At 27.7% G+C, this 18,380-nt stretch carries 24 protein-coding genes and 1 pseudogene; 2 read left to right on the top strand and 23 right to left on the bottom strand.

Going from position 1 to position 18,380, the window contains the following annotated elements:
• Positions 1–43: 43 nt before the first annotated feature.
• Together FVE73_RS05035 and FVE73_RS05030 are read left to right on the top strand one after the other, a co-directional pair.
• Positions 44–946, top strand: a complete 903-nt coding sequence (locus FVE73_RS05035; protein ID WP_018497962.1) for a toxin-antitoxin system YwqK family antitoxin — start codon at positions 44–46, stop codon at positions 944–946.
• A gap of 96 nt (positions 947–1,042) precedes the next feature.
• Positions 1,043–1,411, top strand: coding sequence for a pheromone cAD1 o protein (locus FVE73_RS05030; RefSeq protein ID WP_018497961.1), 369 nt, complete (start codon positions 1,043–1,045; stop codon positions 1,409–1,411).
• 91 nt (positions 1,412–1,502) lie between these two features.
• On the opposite strand, the gene FVE73_RS05025 is transcribed toward FVE73_RS05030, so the two are convergent.
• From FVE73_RS05025 to FVE73_RS04925, 23 genes and pseudogenes are all read right to left on the bottom strand, one after another.
• Positions 1,503–2,045, bottom strand: coding sequence for a hypothetical protein (locus FVE73_RS05025; protein WP_018497960.1), 543 nt, complete (start codon positions 2,043–2,045; stop codon positions 1,503–1,505).
• A 21-nt stretch (positions 2,046–2,066) separates the two neighbouring features.
• On the bottom strand, positions 2,067–2,465 hold the full coding sequence (locus FVE73_RS05020) for an OsmC family protein (RefSeq protein WP_018497959.1): 399 nt from the start codon (positions 2,463–2,465) through the stop codon (positions 2,067–2,069).
• 26 nt (positions 2,466–2,491) lie between these two features.
• Positions 2,492–3,823: an FAD-dependent oxidoreductase gene (locus FVE73_RS05015; RefSeq protein ID WP_018497958.1), complete on the bottom strand. Its 1,332-nt coding sequence runs from the start codon at positions 3,821–3,823 to the stop codon at positions 2,492–2,494.
• A gap of 177 nt (positions 3,824–4,000) precedes the next feature.
• Entirely contained in the window at positions 4,001–4,582 is a 582-nt protein-coding gene (locus tag FVE73_RS05010; protein WP_018497957.1) for a DUF4291 domain-containing protein, read from the bottom strand.
• Positions 4,579–5,148 carry a HEAT repeat domain-containing protein gene (locus FVE73_RS05005; RefSeq protein ID WP_018497956.1) on the bottom strand — a complete coding sequence of 190 codons (570 nt, stop codon included), beginning with the start codon at positions 5,146–5,148 and terminating at the stop codon, positions 4,579–4,581. Before FVE73_RS05005 ends, FVE73_RS05010 begins: the two co-directional genes overlap by 4 nt.
• 74 nt (positions 5,149–5,222) lie before the next feature.
• Complete coding sequence (locus tag FVE73_RS05000; RefSeq protein WP_018497955.1) at positions 5,223–5,738, bottom strand: hypothetical protein; 516 nt, start codon at positions 5,736–5,738, stop codon at positions 5,223–5,225.
• Between the two features lie 209 nt (positions 5,739–5,947).
• Positions 5,948–6,268, bottom strand: coding sequence for a hypothetical protein (locus FVE73_RS04995; protein WP_018497953.1), 321 nt, complete (start codon positions 6,266–6,268; stop codon positions 5,948–5,950).
• Between the two features lie 169 nt (positions 6,269–6,437).
• Complete coding sequence (locus FVE73_RS04990; protein WP_018497952.1) at positions 6,438–6,863, bottom strand: hypothetical protein; 426 nt, start codon at positions 6,861–6,863, stop codon at positions 6,438–6,440.
• 193 nt (positions 6,864–7,056) lie between these two features.
• On the bottom strand, positions 7,057–7,200 hold the full coding sequence (locus tag FVE73_RS04985; RefSeq protein ID WP_169458045.1) for a hypothetical protein: 144 nt from the start codon (positions 7,198–7,200) through the stop codon (positions 7,057–7,059).
• Between the two features lie 39 nt (positions 7,201–7,239).
• The gene (gene asrC, locus FVE73_RS04980; protein WP_018497950.1) at positions 7,240–8,217 is read right to left on the bottom strand and encodes a sulfite reductase subunit C; all 978 of its coding nucleotides are present in this window, start codon (positions 8,215–8,217) and stop codon (positions 7,240–7,242) included.
• A 43-nt stretch (positions 8,218–8,260) separates the two neighbouring features.
• Positions 8,261–9,133 carry an anaerobic sulfite reductase subunit AsrB gene (asrB, locus tag FVE73_RS04975; RefSeq protein WP_018497949.1) on the bottom strand — a complete coding sequence of 291 codons (873 nt, stop codon included), beginning with the start codon at positions 9,131–9,133 and terminating at the stop codon, positions 8,261–8,263.
• Positions 9,130–10,194, bottom strand: coding sequence for an anaerobic sulfite reductase subunit AsrA (asrA, locus tag FVE73_RS04970; protein ID WP_018497948.1), 1,065 nt, complete (start codon positions 10,192–10,194; stop codon positions 9,130–9,132). The genes asrB and asrA overlap by 4 nt, the downstream gene beginning before the upstream one ends.
• A 75-nt stretch (positions 10,195–10,269) precedes the next feature.
• On the bottom strand, positions 10,270–11,031 hold the full coding sequence (locus tag FVE73_RS04965; RefSeq protein WP_018497947.1) for a formate/nitrite transporter family protein: 762 nt from the start codon (positions 11,029–11,031) through the stop codon (positions 10,270–10,272).
• A 375-nt stretch (positions 11,032–11,406) separates the two neighbouring features.
• The gene (gene dusA, locus FVE73_RS04960) at positions 11,407–12,414 is read right to left on the bottom strand and encodes a tRNA dihydrouridine(20/20a) synthase DusA (protein ID WP_018497946.1); all 1,008 of its coding nucleotides are present in this window, start codon (positions 12,412–12,414) and stop codon (positions 11,407–11,409) included.
• A 23-nt stretch (positions 12,415–12,437) separates the two neighbouring features.
• The gene (locus tag FVE73_RS04955) at positions 12,438–13,232 is read right to left on the bottom strand and encodes a M48 family metallopeptidase (protein ID WP_018497945.1); all 795 of its coding nucleotides are present in this window, start codon (positions 13,230–13,232) and stop codon (positions 12,438–12,440) included.
• Between the two features lie 418 nt (positions 13,233–13,650).
• The gene (gene folP / locus FVE73_RS04950) at positions 13,651–14,547 is read right to left on the bottom strand and encodes a dihydropteroate synthase (protein WP_018497944.1); all 897 of its coding nucleotides are present in this window, start codon (positions 14,545–14,547) and stop codon (positions 13,651–13,653) included.
• A 12-nt stretch (positions 14,548–14,559) separates the two neighbouring features.
• Positions 14,560–14,733, bottom strand: coding sequence for a hypothetical protein (locus FVE73_RS10865; protein ID WP_018497943.1), 174 nt, complete (start codon positions 14,731–14,733; stop codon positions 14,560–14,562).
• 329 nt (positions 14,734–15,062) lie between these two features.
• Entirely contained in the window at positions 15,063–15,395 is a 333-nt protein-coding gene (gene folK / locus FVE73_RS04945; protein WP_018497942.1) for a 2-amino-4-hydroxy-6-hydroxymethyldihydropteridine diphosphokinase, read from the bottom strand.
• Positions 15,396–15,415: 20 nt separating this feature from the next.
• Entirely contained in the window at positions 15,416–15,562 is a 147-nt protein-coding gene (locus tag FVE73_RS10860; protein WP_018497941.1) for a hypothetical protein, read from the bottom strand.
• Positions 15,563–15,576: 14 nt separating this feature from the next.
• Positions 15,577–15,807 (bottom strand): dihydroneopterin aldolase, encoded by a 231-nt coding sequence (locus FVE73_RS04940; protein ID WP_232058545.1) that lies wholly within the window; start codon positions 15,805–15,807, stop codon positions 15,577–15,579.
• Positions 15,808–16,565: 758 nt separating this feature from the next.
• Positions 16,566–16,861, bottom strand: a pseudogene (tnpA, locus tag FVE73_RS04935) (IS200/IS605 family transposase); the annotation flags it as partial.
• 286 nt (positions 16,862–17,147) lie between these two features.
• On the bottom strand, positions 17,148–17,585 hold the full coding sequence (locus tag FVE73_RS04930; protein WP_018449917.1) for a hypothetical protein: 438 nt from the start codon (positions 17,583–17,585) through the stop codon (positions 17,148–17,150).
• Between the two features lie 133 nt (positions 17,586–17,718).
• Entirely contained in the window at positions 17,719–18,363 is a 645-nt protein-coding gene (locus FVE73_RS04925) for an HIRAN domain-containing protein (RefSeq protein ID WP_018497937.1), read from the bottom strand.
• Between the last annotated feature and the right edge of the window lie 17 nt (positions 18,364–18,380).

Here is an 18,380-nt window from a genome sequence, read left to right as displayed (position 1 = left end):
TGTTATAATAAAAGTAATGTTTAAAAAAGGAGGAAAATTTATTATGTTAAAAAAATCAATAATAGTCTTATTCTCATGTTTATCTATAAGTAACTTGTCAGCAGCAGCAGTTCCCAAAGTTTCTGCCAAAAGAAGCAGTGAATATTCAGCCCAGTCTTCACATGCATTAACTTCATACTATAGCACAGTCGACAATGTTGCAATTGCTGGAAATTTTGCCACAGTGAAGGAAACTGGACAGCCATTTACTGGAGTTTATGTTGAATTTGATAAGGTTGGAAATGCACAAGTTGTTAGGAATTATCAAAACGGGACATTAAATGGGCCTATGTTTCTATATTATCAAAACGGTAATCTACAAAAAGTTGCAAATTATATAAATGGTATAAGAGAAGGTGAAGATGTTGATTTCTATGGGAATGGTAATTCTAAAACTATAAGAAATTACAAAAATGGAATGTTAAATGGTGCAAGTTATGATTTTGACGAATTTGGACGTTTAACTTCATCACTTGAATATATAAATAATATGAAAAATGGAAAAGAATTAAAAATTTCAAATGGCATTGTTACAAATGAAAATAATTATACAAATGGGCAACTAAATGGAGAAGCAAAATCATATTATTCCAACGGTATTGTCCGTTCAAATGGAAACTATTCTCGTAATTATAGAAATGGACAATGGACTTGGAACTATGAAAATGGTGCAAAAAAATTAATTGAAAATTATCAAAATGGTATTATTACTGATATTTTAGGTTATTCAAGAAATGGTTCAAAAGAACGTGAAATGAAATTAGTAAATGGAAATGGTAATTTTACTCAATATTATGATAACGGAAAAGTTAAAGTTCAAGGAGCTTTAAGAAATTACAAGGCTTATGGAAACTGGACTTTTTATAACAAAGATGGCTATGTAACAGACACACAAGCATTTTATTAAAAAATATTTGATTTTATTAAAAAATAGTGTATAATATTATTAGAAAAGGGGTATCTCAGAAAAAATTTTTATTTAGATAGAAAAGGGGTGTTAAATATGAAAAAATTTTTAGTTATCTTAATGTTTTTATTAAATATTTTGGGATTTTCAGCATTAAAAAACGGTATTTATTCTGTTGAAAAAAGATATGACGGAAATTGGAATTCATTTGTAAAATTAACAGTTAGAGATGGAAAAATAATTGGCGCTCAATATGATAGAAAAAACAAAAATGGTGAATTATTCTCAATGAGCCAGAATTCATTCAGAGATATAGCTCTTGAAATCTCAAGAAGTCTTATAAATTCACAAAGCGTAAGTTCTGTAACAGGAAAAGATGCAAAAGCAGTATCAGAATTTAAAGAAATGTCAAACTTCTTAATGGATAAAGCAAATAATGGCGAAACTGGAGATTTTCAAATGTAGTTAGATAATTAAATTTTTGATTTTTATAAAAAATTAAGAAACAAAAAAGGAGTTCTCTCATAGTTAATCTGTGAGGTTGCTCCTTTTTTTCTTAATTATTTTCTTCTAAAAATTTTAAAAATTTCCGTATTTTTCTGTCTTTTTCATCTTCCACTAATTTTACTTCAAGAAATTCTCCAATATTTTTATAATCTATAGCTTCTTTTTCAAATTCTTTTGAATAATCAGCTTTTTTCAAATACAGTATCTGCCTTTCTGGAACGTAAAAGTATTTTCTATTATATGGCAATATAAAAACATAAAATACATCTTTACTTCCTATCTTCCATTTCAATCCAACTAAATACCTTTTAAAATTAAAATTATATAGCCTAACTGTCTCATTAAGTGAAAATCCATAATTCATTGCGTAAAGTTTTCTTTTGAAATCAAAATTGTGAACAAACCAGAAATTATATTTTCGATTTTCTTTTATAAGCCTAATTCTCTCATCTTTTAGAAAATAAATTAAACTTCCTGCATAAATTGAAATTATAAAAATAAAAATACTTATAACTGTACTTTTTCTTTTCCTGTAGTAAGCTCTTACTTTCCAAAATAGTTCTTCTAAAAAATCTAATATATCATATATCATTTTTCTCACCTATATGCAGTTTTAATTTTCAACATCATAAATAAAAGAATAATTCTGTCTCACATCTTTACTTAAACTTCTGCCAACTACACACATTTCTTCTACTGATTTTTCAGCTTTTTCTCTTACTTTCTGACTATATTCCTTTTTCAGATGAAATGCAATATTGATTTCTGTAACTTTAAAAGTTGTTAAATCGACTTTTTTCCCAACTTCTGCATAGCAATTTTGAAAATTCTGGTTATTAGATTCCAATTTTATTGATAAAACTGTCATAGCACATGAAGCTACAGATGCAGCGAGAAGTTCCGATGGAGAAAGCATTTCACCATTACGATCTGTCAAAATAATCTCGCTATTTCTGTTATTTTCGATTTTCATTCTGAAATTTTTGTCATATTTTACTATTATTTTATCCATTTTTTATCTCCTAATTATCTCAAATTCTATTTTAAAGCATTCAATCCTGCCAAATTTAAGAAATTCCAAGGTTTATTATAATGAGGCTGGAAGAAAAAGTCAACAAATGCCAATTCTTCTATTGTCATTTTATTTTGAATACATACTGACAATGTATTAATTGATTGTGTTAAATCAATCTTAGAAGTTAATTGTGCTCCCAAGATTCTTCTGCTATTTTTTTCAAATACAACTTTTAATGTTACTTTTTCATAAGTCGGCATAAATTCAGGACGGTAATTATCGACAGCAATTACGCTTTCCACTTCTATTCCTTCTTCTTTTGCACTTTCTTCTGTTAATCCAGTTGCCGCCATATTATTTTCATAAATTTTTATTCCAGAAGTCCCTTGTGTCCCAATATGTCTAATCTTATTTTCAAATAAATTTATGCCTGCCAATGTTCCCATTTTCACGGCATTTGTCGCAAGCGGAATATATACTTCCTTTTGTAAAGGATTATAAAATACCGAACAGCAATCTCCTGCCGCCATAACATCCTTATTACTTGTTCGCATATATTCATCAACTTTAATCGCTCCATTTGGCAACATTTCCAGCTGTCCTTTAAATAATGAAGTACTTGGCAAGAATCCAACACACATAATTACCATATCAGCTTCATATTCATTTTTATCAGTAATTACTTTTGCCACATTTTCATTACTTCCTTCAAATTTTAAAACTTTTTCCCCAGTTGCAAGCACAATTCCCCTTTGTTTAATCGATTCTTCAGCAACATCTGTAAATTCCTTATCAAAATACTTACTCAAAATTCTTTCTTCAGCATCTACCAGCACAACTTCTTTCCCATTATCCGTAAATGCTTCCACAAGTTCCACTCCAATATACCCAGCACCAACGACAACAATCTTTTGAGAATTTTTTGCCCTTTCAATAATTTCATTTGAATGATTATAATTTTTACAAAGCAAAATATTATTTAGATTAATTCCTTCAATTGACGGAATAATCGGCCAAGAACCTGATGTAATAATCAATTTATCAAAAGTTTCATCAAATTCATTCCCATTTTCAAGATTTACAACATGAATTTTTTTACCTTCAATATCAACATTTTTAACTTCATGTTTCATCTTCGTATCAACATTCAATTCCTTTAATTTTTCAGGCGAAGAATAAAATAACCCTTTAGGATCCTTCACTACTCCTCCAACATATAAGGCAATCCCGCAAGAAAGGAACGAAATGTTATCATTCCTTTCAAATACAGTTACCTCCGCTTCAGGATTCATCTTTCTCAAATTCAAAATCGCCGCCGTCCCAGCATGTGTACATCCAATTACTACAACTTTCATATCTATTTCTCCTTTTCTATCAAGATATTATTATTTAAATAATAACAATTAGTATATCAAATTATTTTTTTCTCAATTTATTTAATTATACTATATTTTAGAAAAAAATCAATAGTTTTTTGTAATTTTTACAAATTTATATTTAAATAATATTTTATTTATATAATTTTTTAAAATTTAATCATTCAAAATATACTTTTTCTCTTGAGGAAGCATAGATTCTGAAAAAGTTCCATTTTGAATGCTATTTCTTATCTCAACAACTTTATCAGTTATATCCGTTATATTTACAATCCAGTCATTTATATATTTTTTTACCATTTCTCCCTTTATGCCTAACTGTATTGCTCTTCTTCCTATTGGATTACCATAAATATCCCTGTCCGGATCCCATTGGCATCTCACTTCTGAATTTTCCAGTTTTTCTTTCCATTCTTCCTTAGATAAATCAGAAACTTCTCTAAAAGATGAAAGTACAGCATTTTTCACTATTTCATCAAATCCTTCCCTTTTCAGGTCAATTGCCAATATTCTTTCCTGTCCTTGCTTAGTAGCCCAGCCACTTCTGTACATCATCCAGAGAAACGACGGCTTTATCCAAGTCATTCTGTTTAAACTGAACTTACTTCCAAACTTTCCTAATTTTAAAGCCTCGTCTGCTATTTCATTGCTATATGCTTGATAAACTCTTATTGTCTTGTCATCAAATACTGCATAAATATTTCTTTCCTCTTCTTTTTTCATAATTAATCCTTTCATTCAACATCTTTATTTGTAAAATCACATCTGTTTAATTGCTCCATTACATGTTTTCTTATCATTTCTTCATCACTTTGTAATAATAATTCCAATTTTTCTTTCGCCTTAGGAGTGTTTATGTCTCCCAAAGCAAAACAGCATTTTCTGACCAGTGCAAAATTATCGTCCCAACGGTATTTTTCAAAATTTGAAATTGCTAGTTCGTATACCGTGTCTATTGTTTGAGGTAAATGTAAACTTTGAAAATAACTAGCAATGTCTTCATGTTCTTCATGAAATTCCTCTCTTGATAATTCGCTGAAACTCTTAACAAAATTTAATGAATATTTTGGAAATAAACCAAAAATCCCAATGGAATACATTAAGTACGCTATCTCATCTGAATTTTTTTTATAGCATGCTTGTTTTATTCCTTCTTTAATCATATCTATTTTTTCTTCATCTGTAACACCAGAAAAATTTGAGATTAATTCCTCATTTCTCAGTTGAAAATTTACAATATAAAATTTTTTGCTTAATTCAAAGAATTTTTTTAATTCTTTTTCATATTTTGCTGATATTTTCATTATTTGTTCTCCTTTATCACTTCGTATTCTTTTAGATTTTTATTGAATATTTCTAATCCTTTTCCTTTCCTAAATTAAGATAATTTATACATTTCAAACGTATCTTCAACATGTTCTCGTATAATATCTTTACTACTTTTAGCCAACAATTTAAGTTTTTCTTTTGCCTCTTCCGTCCCTATTGCTCCCAATGCATAACAACATTTTTCAACTAATTGACAGTATTCATCATCACGATATTTTTCAAAATCTGAAATTGCTAATTCATAAAGACATTCTAGCGTAGACGGTAACTTCATTTTCATAAAGTAAATAGCAATATCTTCGTGTCTCCAATGCCATTCTTCTTTTGAAATCTTACATAAGATATTTATGAACTCTTCAGAATAAAAATCAAATGTAAATATTAACCAAAATAAAATATCTAATTTTGTTTTATCTTTAAATAAATAGGCTTTTTCTAGTTCTTCTTTTATAAATTTTATATCATCAATAAAATAATTTTTTTTCAATTTATTTATTGATATTTTTTTATCTAAATATTTTTCTAGCAAATTTTTAGCTTCATTGAAATCATTTATTTTTTCCATGATGAATATCTCCTCGTTTAACATTTATCTGTTTAATCCGTTGATTAAATATCTCTAAACCACTACCTTTACCTAAATTTATAGTTATTTTAATTATAATTTTAAAAAATATAAGATTAAAGTTTATAAAAAAAATTATCTCTACCCATTTTTTATTTGATTGGACACACTCCATATATATAAAAAATACATAGTATTTTTATATAAAATTACCAATCTATTATATTCTCTGAACGCAATACGTCCAAAAATTTTTTTCTTAATTCTAAATTACCGTCAATAACCTCATCTAATAAATCTTTTTCTATTAATGCCCAATGAAATATCCCTGGAAGATGCCCAGAAAGATAAATTGTTCTAAAATTTATATTTGGGTCAATAATCTCAACTTCACTTTCTGAATAAACATACATTCCACTATATTTATCTGTCATCCCCAAAAAAAGTGTTTGATTTCTTTCTTCATCCCAATAAATACCAAAAATCTCTGCTATTTCCTCTCCATTTTTATCTCTTTTTATTATTCTCATTTTACATCCCTTTCTTAGTTTGGAATATTTTATTTGGATTAAGTATATTTCTTTATTATTTTGGTAAATTTCATTTTAAACTTTCTCTATGGTTTCGTTGTATTGACAATGTATTGTTATTTTTGTTCATATTTGGTAATATGTCCTAACACAAAATAACAATTTCTCACTAAAAACTCTCTATCCAACTTTCATAAAATTCCTCTTGCTCTTTAACACTACCAATTTTTAATTCACTATCATAATCAAAAATATCTACTACATCATTTAAAGTCGCTTGTTTCCCCATTTGTAATTTATACGCTTTTGTCCCTCCAAACTCTTTTTGCATTGTAGAAGGATAAACATTAATAGCTGAAGCATTACAAAGTAAATAAATATTATTTAATTCTAATTTTTTTCGTAATTCTACAATAGAATCAAATATATTATCACTTTTTGAAAAATATACCATATTTTCAATTTCTATTTTCAAATTAATTTCATCTTCAATTTCTAATAAAAATAGTTTACTTTTTTCTACTTTTCCATTGTTTAAAATTTCAATATTTTGTATTTCTATATTATTTTCTTCTTTTTTCCAAAAATTTTCCATTGCAATCACCCTCTATTCTAAAAGTTTTTCAGTTCATCATAAATAATTTTTATTTTCACTATAATATTTTAACATAAAATTATTATAAATTTCTATAATATATGAAATTTTTCAATATTTAAATTTAAATAAAAAAACTGTACTTTCTATTATTCAAAAACCAAGTACAGTTCAAATTTTTTATTTTTATAAGTTAATCTTTATCACAATCATCATTATCCTTATCCTGATGTTCTTCATACTCGTCATATTCATCATACTCATTAACTTCACTAGGATCTTCACCATGATAATCTTTTTTGTTAAAATCATTTTTTAATTTTTTATATTTATCCATCCAAGACATCCAAATCACTTCTTTCGTATTTAAAATATTTTATAATATTCCTTGATATTTTATACCATTTCCCCAATAAATATTATTTACCATAACGGTTTCTTCAGGTAAATTTACACCTTTTAAAGCCCATTTCTTAAATTCTTCAAATCCAGTTCTGTCAACAATATAACCGATATGCTCTTTTGGGAGGCTTCTATCAATATATTTGTCAACATATTCATAGGTATTTTTCATAATTTTTATTATTGACTCTTCATCTGCCCAAAATAGCCAATCTTCAGCAAGTCTTGGATTTTGCTTTCCGGTTCTTCCCATTATCGCAAGTTTATAATATTTTTTAGGCGATCTTGTCCATGCACCTGTCGGACAGTTTAAAACACATTCACCACAGCCAATACATTTTTGATGATCTCTCACAGGTTTATAATTTTTATATGAAATTGCTCCTGTTGACAATTTTTTACATTTTCTTTCACACATTCCACACGAAACACATCTTGATTCATCTAGTTCAGGCTTTGCCATTCCGATTATTCCAAAATCGTGCATTCTTACTTTTTGACAATCATTTGGACAGCCAGTTAGGGCTACTTTGAAGTGAAAATCATTTGGAAAAATCGCTTTTTCTATTTTTTTTGCAAGTTCAGTTGTGTTGTAAGCCCCTTTTGGACAAACTTTGTTTCCAATACAAGCTGCTACATTTCTTGTCCCTGCAGCTGCATATCCCTTATCTTTATCCTTGTAATTAATATCCAATTTTTCCATAATTGGCTGAACCATTTTATTGACCTTTTCAATGTCCTTCCAATTGATTCCCAAAACTTCAAATCCTTGACGAGTTGTAATATGCACATTTCCGTCTCCGTAAGTATTTGCTATATCTGCAACTAAGCCCATTATTTCCGCTGTAACTGCTCCGCCTGGGACTCTTACACGAAGTGCAGTTTTTGATCTATCTTTTGTCACCCTATATGCATTTTTTGTAACAACTTTTCTATTTAAATCCATACTCATTTTATTGCCTTCTTTCTTAAATTCAAATTTCTAAAAATTTTTTTTAATCCAACAATTTTTGTGCTTTATCATACTTAAATACAGGTCCTTCTAAGCAGATATACGTTTCATCAATTTTACAATGTCCGCATTTCCCAACTGCACACGACATTTTTCTCTCAAATGAAACCCATATTTTTTCAACCGGCACATCTAATTTCAAAATTTCAAGACAGGCAAAATGCATCATTATTGGCGGTCCCACTACAATAAACTCGGTTTCATTCATATTTTCAATTTTCAAATCTGGGATATATTTAGTCACCATTCCTTCGTGAAATTCATTTTCCGTTTTTCCTAAATTTCTTGCACTTTCAGCATTGTCCAAAGTGACTAAGATTTCAATATTTTTTCTCCAACGTAAAAATTCTTTTTCAAAAATAACACTTTCATAATTTTTATAACCCACAATTATTTTAAAAGACTTCATTTCTTCAGGATGTTTTGTAAAATATTCAATAATCGGACGAACTGGTGCAATTCCACTTCCTCCAACAACCATTACAATATGTTTATTTTTATATTCCTCAATCGGAAATCCATTTCCATAAGGACCTCTTAAAAAAATTCTATCTCCTGCCTTTAATTCAAAAATTTTATCTGTAACCTTCCCAACTTTTCTAATCAAAAAATCAAGATATCCTTCCTCTAAGTTAAAATTCGCAACAGAAATAGGAGCTTCTCCAACTCCTGGCAACGAAACTTGCATAAACTGCCCAGCATTTACTTTTCCATTTTTATATTCTACACGAAATAGCCATTCCAGCTCTGTAACTTTTTCAATGAATAAAAGTTTGTGAACAGTTGGCAAGTATACATTCATATCTATTATATCCTGCTCATCTATATTTATTGTATTTAATGTATTAGTATTCATTCTGATTTTTCACCTCTTTTTTCAGCTGAAATTCTTTTTAATTCCGCACTTAGTTTGTTTATACAATTTGAAAATGAAATATATTCAGGACAAGCATCATCACATCGTCCACATCCCGTACACATTTGATAGCCAAATCTCTTTTTAAAGTCAGAAATTTTATGCATAACTTTAAATCTCATTCTATCTCCATGTCTTTGTCTAAACGAATGTCCACCAGCCATATCAGTAAACCCATTTACATGGCACGAAGCCCACACTCTTCTTCGCTCTCCATTATTGTCATTTTCACTGTAAAAAACATCTTGCGTTGTCGTACAAGTACAAGTTGGACAAACGAAATTACATTTTCCACAGGCAATACAACGGCTATCATATTCACGCCATAAATCTAAATTTATAATATCGGAAAGTTCAATGTTATCTGGAATATCTACATGAATTTCATTATCTTCCACAAATTCCATTTCAAATTCTACATTTTCATTTACTTTACTATTTTCCTTATTTTCAGAAATAACTTCATCAAAATATGCCTTTAATTCATCATCTCTTATATCAGCAAATACTTTATCATCTGTAACTTTTATCCCAATATTATATTCATCAGTCTTATTAGTCTTCATATCCACACAAAAACAGTTTTCAAACGAATTTGGACATCCAAATACTACAAATTTTACTTTATCCCTTACTCTTTTATAGTAAATATCCAAAAATTTGTTATTTAAATAGACTTCATCGACTCTCTTTACGGAATGTAAATCACAGCTTCTAAGAAAAATAAGATACTTTTCATTCTGCTCTTTAGGCATTGTACATCCATCTTCTGTAAAGTAAAACATTGTCTGTGTTATTGGCAGCATTACTTCCTTTGCTGAAAAATGAGATTTTTTATCAAAACATATCTCTTCAATCTTGTCAATTTCAGAATATCTAATTACAGAAGTATCTGAAAATGTCCCACGAAATGGTATTTCAATTGGGGCATATATTTTATACTCTCTCTTCAGCTTTTCAAGTGCTGAATTAAAATTTTCACGATTTAAGCTAATTTTCATTACTCCTCCTAAATTTTTCATAAACAAAGGATTAGGCCCCTTGTTATATTCTCCAATTATTTCAATTCTTTATTCTTATTTTTTTATTTCCTTTTTCCCCAAATAATAACAGGCATACCCAATAAAGCCTCCACCAACAATATTTCCCAAAGTTACAAACAGCAAGTTATAGAAATATCCATTCAAAGTAATTCCTTTATACATAATTCCCATCATTAAAAGCGTCATATTAGCAACACTATGCTCAAATCCAGCAGTGATAAATGCAAAAAGACACCAAAAAACCATTATCAGCCTAGCAGTTTCTTCCTTTAATTTTATTCCAGCCAAAACAGCAAGACATACTAAAATATTACATAAAATTCCTTTAAAAAACAATTCTTGCGGTAGAGCTGCAACTTTAGCCTTTGAAACTTTCACAATAAAATCTACAACAGACTTTGAAGCAGAATTTGAAAAAACATATATAATGGCAAGTACAACTGATCCAACAATATTTCCAATATAAGCCGCTATCCACATAAAGATCATATCTTTAAAAGTTATTGCCTTATTTAGCATCCCTGTTACTCCAATCATATTATTTCCCGTAAAAAGCTCCGTTCCAAACACAACTACAAGACTAAGTGCTATCCCAAAACTGACTCCCATAAGAATTTTATTAGTTGGCAATCCACTGCTAACTCCTCCAACCGTAAACGTCAATAAAATCCCCAATTCAATAAACATCCCAGCCATAAATGACGATAAAAAATATTTCCCCTTAGAATTTTTTAGCAACTGAACCTTACTTTCTGCAACATTTGACACTTGTTCCAAAGTTTGATTATTTCTCATTTTTCATATCGTGATAAGATAACTTATCACATCTCCTTTCTACTAATTTTTTTATCTTTATAAAAATTTCTTTTTTAAATTAAATTTATTTGTGAAAAAATTCATAATTTGTTTTCATTAAATTATTACACAATTATAATAAAAAGTCCACAAAAAAAATATTTTATTTATATTTGTATTTATAATATTTTGATTCTATAATTATTATTACTTCATATCAGATTTTATAAAAATTATAGGAAAACTACTGTTTATACTATTCCTCGTTTAAAAAGCGAAGGTTTATTTTAATTATTTGAAAATAATAAAAAAATCGCCGTCTTTTACAACAACGATTAATAATTTAAAATTTATTATTTTAAAAAAATAATAACTTTATCTTAAATTTTCCATTTCTTTCAATAATTTCCTCAATGTTCCAGAATCTGCCTTTGGATCATTAATTGCTCTTTTCCATGCCTTACTGCCACGTACATTATGAAATAATCCGTGAGTGTGCATTAAAAATAAATGTGGACGAAGATTCTGCTTTTCCATATTTTCAACATAATGAATCATCTTTTCAATAATTTCTTTACGTGTAATATTTATTTTTTTTTCACTTCCATAATATTTTCCAAATTCAGTCAAAATCATAGGATTGTCATAAATTTCACGACCTAGCATTACAGAATCCACGTGTTTTAGATGCTCATCAATTTCCTTAACTGTTTTTATTCCACCATTAATTTCTATATGCAAATTAGGATTTTCTTTTTTTGCTCGATAAATCTCATCATATCTAAGTGGCGGTATGCTTCTGTTTTGTTTTGGATCAAGCCCAGCTAATATCGCTATTCGAGCATGAATAATATATTTATTTACTCCAGCTTTTTCAGTAATATGAATAAAATTTATCATATCCTCATACTTATCAAATAATGTCCTATCAAAAGTATTAGGCAATATATTTTTCCCATCAATTCCAATTCTATGTTTTATAGAAATCGGCTTATTTGTTGCATCTTTCATTGCCTTCACAATATTTACCACTTCTTCTGGAAATGCCATAAGATAAGCACCCATCATATTTCCCGAAATTCTATCCGATGGACATCCAACATTTAGATTAATTTCATCATAAGCATATTTCTCAGCAATTTTTACAGCCTGATAAGCCTCTTTTGGATTAGTTGCTGCAATTTGCAGCACAATTGGATGTTCTACTTCATCAAATCCCAAAATGTATTCCAAATCTCCATTAAGAATTGCCAGTGCCGTTATCATTTCTGTATACAACAAAACATCCTTATTTATCATTCTAACAAAATTTCTAAAATTTCTATCTGTTCTATCAACCATTGGAGCTATACTTACCTTATTTCCCACTGCATTTCCTTTCATAATTTTATTTTTCTTTTAATTATCTATTTTGCATTATAATATTTCATTGCTTCAGGTAAAAATTTTCTAGCTGCTTCAATTCGATTTTTTCCAGATGGATGTGTTGACAAAATTTCTGCACCTTGACGTGCACCTATCGAATCCATTCTTTCAAGAGCTGTAATTGCTTCTGATGGATTATACCCAGCCATTGCCATAAATATCATTCCATATTTATCCGCTTCATATTCCTGGGTTCTATTAAATTTTAAAAGAGTAATCGAAAGTCCACTTGAAACTAAAGAAGATATAATATTTCCACCTGTTAGTGCATCTGTTACACCTGCTGCAATCCCTGCAAGAGCATTATTACTTGATGCTTCTGCATGATGTCCTCCGATAACATGCCCAATTTCATGTCCCATTACAAAGGCAATACCAGAGTCACTATTTAAAATTGGCATTATTCCAGTATAAAAAGCAATTTTCCCGCCTGGCATAGCAAACGCATTTATTTCTTTCGTTTTTATCAAATTAAATTCCCACTGTAAACCAGATATTTTTTTAGACATCCCATTTTCATTCAAATATTTTTCAACTGCCACTGATATTCTTCCGCCAATTCTTCTTAGTCGTTGTCCATCAGCTGTATTATTTGCCAAAAGTCCTTTAGCATTAGCTTGTTGAATAAATTCTCTATATGTAGAAACTGATTTTTCCGCAACACTTTCATCACTTACTAATTTTAATTGTCTTCTCCCTGTAAGTGGTGCTACTGTACAACTTGAAATCATTGTCACTGCTGTAATTAAAAATAATATTTTTGAATATTGCTTCATTTTTACATTCCTCCTATTTTTAGTTTTTTATTATATTTATTTACAAAAGTCTAAAACCATAAAATATAATACTGTTAATTTTTTATTTTTTTCCATTTTTGGGTAAAATATAAGATATCAAAACTCCTTGTTACTACTAATATTATATATTATTCAATTTTTATAACTTTTGCTTTTTAAATCAACTTTTTTCAATTATGACTATTCTATATTCAAAATTTTTATTTTATTAAATTTTAAATACATAATTTATTAAAAAGCTTAATATCCTTAATAAATATAATAAAATTTTAAAATAAAAAAATTTATTATTTAATAGTTACCAAATCAAATAAATCCAATATTTTTCTATTTTTAAATTTATGCTTCTTCATTATATCATACAAAATAAAATGTTTCAATTTTTCAATTTTAATTATTAAAACTTATTATAAACTTCCAGCATATTCAAAATATCCCTAGTTTCCTTCACATCATGAACTCTCAAAATCCTTCCTCCATCTTGTACCATCAAACTTTCAAATATCAATGTTCCCATCAATCTTTCTTCCAATGTCAATTGAAATATCTTTTCATTAAAACTTTTTCTTGAAATTGCAACCATTATTGGTAACTTCATATCCCGCAAATATTTTACCGATTTAATTCTTTCCATATCTTCAGGCGTATTCATACTATTATTTGAAGAATATCCAACTCCTGGATCTATCGAAATTTTTTCCCTTTCAATCCCAGTTCCCAAAATCGCCTTCACTCTTTCATCAAAATAACTCTCCAAATAATTCTTCAAATTTGGAATTTCATCAAATCTTCCATTATTCATAACAACTAATGCAGGCTTATATTTTTCAACAAGTTTTAGTTTCCCTTCCGAAGCAAATCCATTAAAATCATTAATAATATCAATTCCAGCATCCAGTCCTTTTTCAATAACTTCTTCAGTATCACTGTCCAAAGCCAGCACAACATCTGGAAACTCCTTTTTTACAGCTTCAATATATTTTTCAATCCGATTCCATTCTTCCTGTGCCGAAATATCATCAAAATTAGGCTTTGATGATTTTCCTCCAAACTCAAATATCTTAGCTCCATTTTTAATATCTGCCTCAATTCTCTTTAAAACTTTATCTACACTCGAATTTCTCCCTCCATCATAAAATGAATCAGGAGTAATATTCAAAATCGAATAAATAACCGACTCAGTTGTCAAATCAAACTCAAAATTATTCCCCTTCCAAATCAGCCTGTCCCTTTGCAAAATATCTTTCAATTTATTAATCCCATTTTCAAACTCAAAATTATTTTCCTTTTTCAAGATTTCAACCGACTACTTTAACTCAGAATATTTAAAAATTCCCACAATCTTTTTATCTTGATTAAAAGAAAATACATTTTTATCTTCCAGAAAATTTCCAAATTTATTCAATTCATTTTTTTCTCCATCAAATTCAATAACAATATTTTTAGGATTCCTATTTTTTATTTCATTAATTTTAAGCATCTTAACATTTTCCTTTCTTTGTACATATTTTTTTATCTTTTACTTTTTAACTTAGCATTTTTACAACTATTTATAAAAATTTAATACCTTTTAGATAATTAAGAAAATAAAAACTGTTGTCATCTTTTTACTAAATTTTAAACATATAATTTAAAATTCTGAAATTGTTATTAAATTAATTAGTTAATTAATTATTAAAAAATACGTCCGATAATAAAATTATAAAATTTTAAAAATATAAGAATTATATATGAAAATTATATTTATTAACACACTATCTATTATTCAATAAAATAATTATTTATATATAATTCATATTCTTTTTAAAATTAATCATTTATCTTTTGTATTTTCTGGTCTTCTATTTTAAATAACTCATCTATTCTTTTAACAATTACTTCTTTTTCAAAATAATCTCCATCGTAAATCTCAATTAATGGAATCAATACAAAAAGTCGATTTAGCATTTCTTTATGGGGAATTATTAAATCTATTTCATCTATTTTTTTATTTGAAAAAAGTAAAATGTCAATATCAATTGTTCTTGGTCCCCATCTAATTTCACGTTTCCTATCTAGTTCTGCCTCAATTTTATTTATAATTTTCAAAATTTCTCTTTCTGAAAATTTAGTTTCAATTTTAATTACTACATTTAGAAACAAATTCTGCTCTAAATATCCAACTAGAGTAGTTTCATATCATATAACCCAGACTTTCCCAATATTTTAATTCCATTAATTTTTCCAATCATTTTAATAGCTTTTTGGATATATCCTTTCCTATCTCCAATATTTCCACCTAAACTTAAATAAACTTTATTTTTTTCCATTTTTCCATACCCGCCTAATCATTTATCTGAATTTCAACACTATCAAAAATCCCATCAATCGGAACTGCCAATTTTCTAATATTTACCTGCACATTTTCGATTTTTCCATTTAATTTTTTTATTTCCCTTATAATCTCCAAAGCCAGCGTTTCTAACAAATCAACATTACTTACCTTCACAATTTTTTCAATTTTTCTATAACAGTCTCCATAACTTAAAATGTTATTTATATCATCATTCTTAATAATTTCTTTTGAAAGTGATATAATTAAATCAATTTCAATATTCTGTCCAATTTTTTTTTTTCTTCATAAACACCTATATATGAATGAAATTTCATGTTATTAATCTTTATTTTATACAATTGTATCTCCTTCACTTACTTTTAATTATTATAGCCATTTATAAAAGTTTTAAATTTCTGCTAATTACAATATTTTTTACAGTTCCACTTCTTACCATTTCTCCAGTATTTTTTAATGTAAAATTTTGATATTTTAAATAAAAATATTATATTTATTGAGTTTTTATATTATTACTTCTACAATTGCCTATTTTGTTTATTAGTTTATTTAAATATTCAAACTTAAAATGTTATTATTATTTTAACACATAAAACTTCAAAAATAAATAGTATTAAATAAAAAGAAAATTGATTAGCACTACTTAAACTAAATCCAAACTATCTCAGTCATAAAAACTATTAAATACTCAAACTTCAAGCATCGTTTGAATAATCTATTGAGATTAAATCCTTGATGTCATTAATGTTTTTATTCCAAATTAAAGTTTTAAAAATTTTGTTGTTAATTTTCTTTATTAATCATAACAAAAATCTTTAAATATCATATAAGTTATTTTACTACATATATTTTAGAGGTTTATACAACCAAAATTTTTTTCGCTTAATAAATTTTTTTGAGTGCCATCGAATTTTTTTGAGTGCCATCGTGGTACTGCACAATTTAATTATTTTATATTCAAAATATTTGTTTCAAATAAAATCAAACATCATCAATGCACTTTTCCTATTCAGATATCCCATAAAACTTAATACACTTATTTTCGGTGGTATGCTTACCAGCACACTCACGTGATCTTTCATCAGATGTTCCTTCAATTATTTTAACTCCTTTATATTCATATAATCTTCTTAAAATTTTTTCCACATTTTTTCTGTATTGACTATATGTAATTTTTCATCTATACTTAGGTGTAAGGTGTAAATACTATATGATACTTACACATCCATTTAGTATGAGACAGGCTATTTAGCCATATTAAACACCTTTCTTTCATTAAAATAGTGCTTGAACAGCTCTATTATAATGGAAGATGTATTTTGTTGCAAACTTACGTTTCCGCACCCACATAACGGATGGTTTTATGTTTCGCACGCTTTGCATACTCAACTGACTAAAGTCAATAAAATAAAAAAATAACCTCTATTCTAAATTAATATTTAGAAAGAGATTATTCTTATTCTTAATTTACTTACAAAAGTCTTCCAAAGTTCAAAAATAATTTACTACTATTTCCTTTTTTATTTTTAATATTTCAGATTTTAGTTTTATAAAAAATTAATTTATGCTTCCTGTGCTGCATATCCACCTTCAATTGCAACTTCCTTCACTTTTTCCTTCTTTTGTTTAATTTTTAGCGAAAAAGTCCCTGTTCCAGCCTGATTTCCATATTCTTCAATATAATCAACTACAAATACGTTTGTCATGTCAATTTTTCTTACCATTTGTCCTGCTGAAATAATTTCAAGGCTTGCTTGTCTGTAGGCATCGCTTGCTTCTGATGGAACTAATGACCATTGTGCAACTTTTCTTGTGTCATCTTCTGTATCTCCACTTGCCGCAGCTAGAATTTTCCCCCTAATTTCCAAAATTACTCCCAAATCTGTTGCTCTCGCATTTGAATCATCAGGCGTTTCAGAAATATATTTTACATCCAAAATACTTTCCTTGTCTAGCAGAATTTCATTTTCTTGTCCTTTAACGCTCAATCTGAATCCCATAAATAATTCCCCCTATTTATTTTTGATAATTAAACAATAGCACTATTTTTTAAATTAATTTAATTTTAATTATCTGTTATTATTCTACAACAAAAATATTCATTTGTCAACAAAAATTTTAATTTTTTATTAATTAATCTACAAGATAAACTTTAAGAGCAGTTTCTTCATCAAAGGGAATTGGTACAGCAACAAATTTTTTCCCAGCATCAATCATTCTAGCAATAATTTCACTTTGACTTTTTGGCAAATATCCAACTTTTTCCTTTCTAGAATTATAAACAGCAACTGCATTTAAAGAAATACCGTTAAATTCCCGAAACAAATCCAACTGAACCTCATCTTTGATTTTAATTGCAAAATTTCTAATATACTTAGCCCCTTCCAAATAAGTATCCAACAAAAACAGCCTTCTTGACTTTTTTGCATATTTGTCAATTAATGTCTTTGCATATTCAAACATCATTTCCTTTCCCAGCCGAATTTTTTCTTCACGCCCATTATCCTTTTGAATAACAAGTACTCCATTTCCAAAATTAAATTCATTTATCATATAATTTCTCTGATTTTTCAAAAGTTCAAAATATTCCATCATTTCTTCAAAAATCATAATTTCCTTCTGATTAATCTGAAATGATCCCTTTTTCAGTTCAACTGATGTATTCTCAATATACGAATAATAAAATCTTCCATCCCCAAAAACCTCAATTTCATAATTTCCTCCATAATAAAGCCCATCAAACTCAAGTTTTATCCCATTAAAATTACTTACCAACATCTTTTTCACCTCTTTTA

Origin of the sequence: Leptotrichia wadei (assembly GCF_007990545.2) — a bacterium.
In the GTDB taxonomy this organism is placed as follows: Bacteria; Fusobacteriota; Fusobacteriia; order Fusobacteriales; family Leptotrichiaceae; genus Leptotrichia; species Leptotrichia wadei.
The sequence above is the reverse complement of the archived record's forward strand: the minus strand, read 5'-3'. Positions and strand labels throughout refer to the sequence as shown.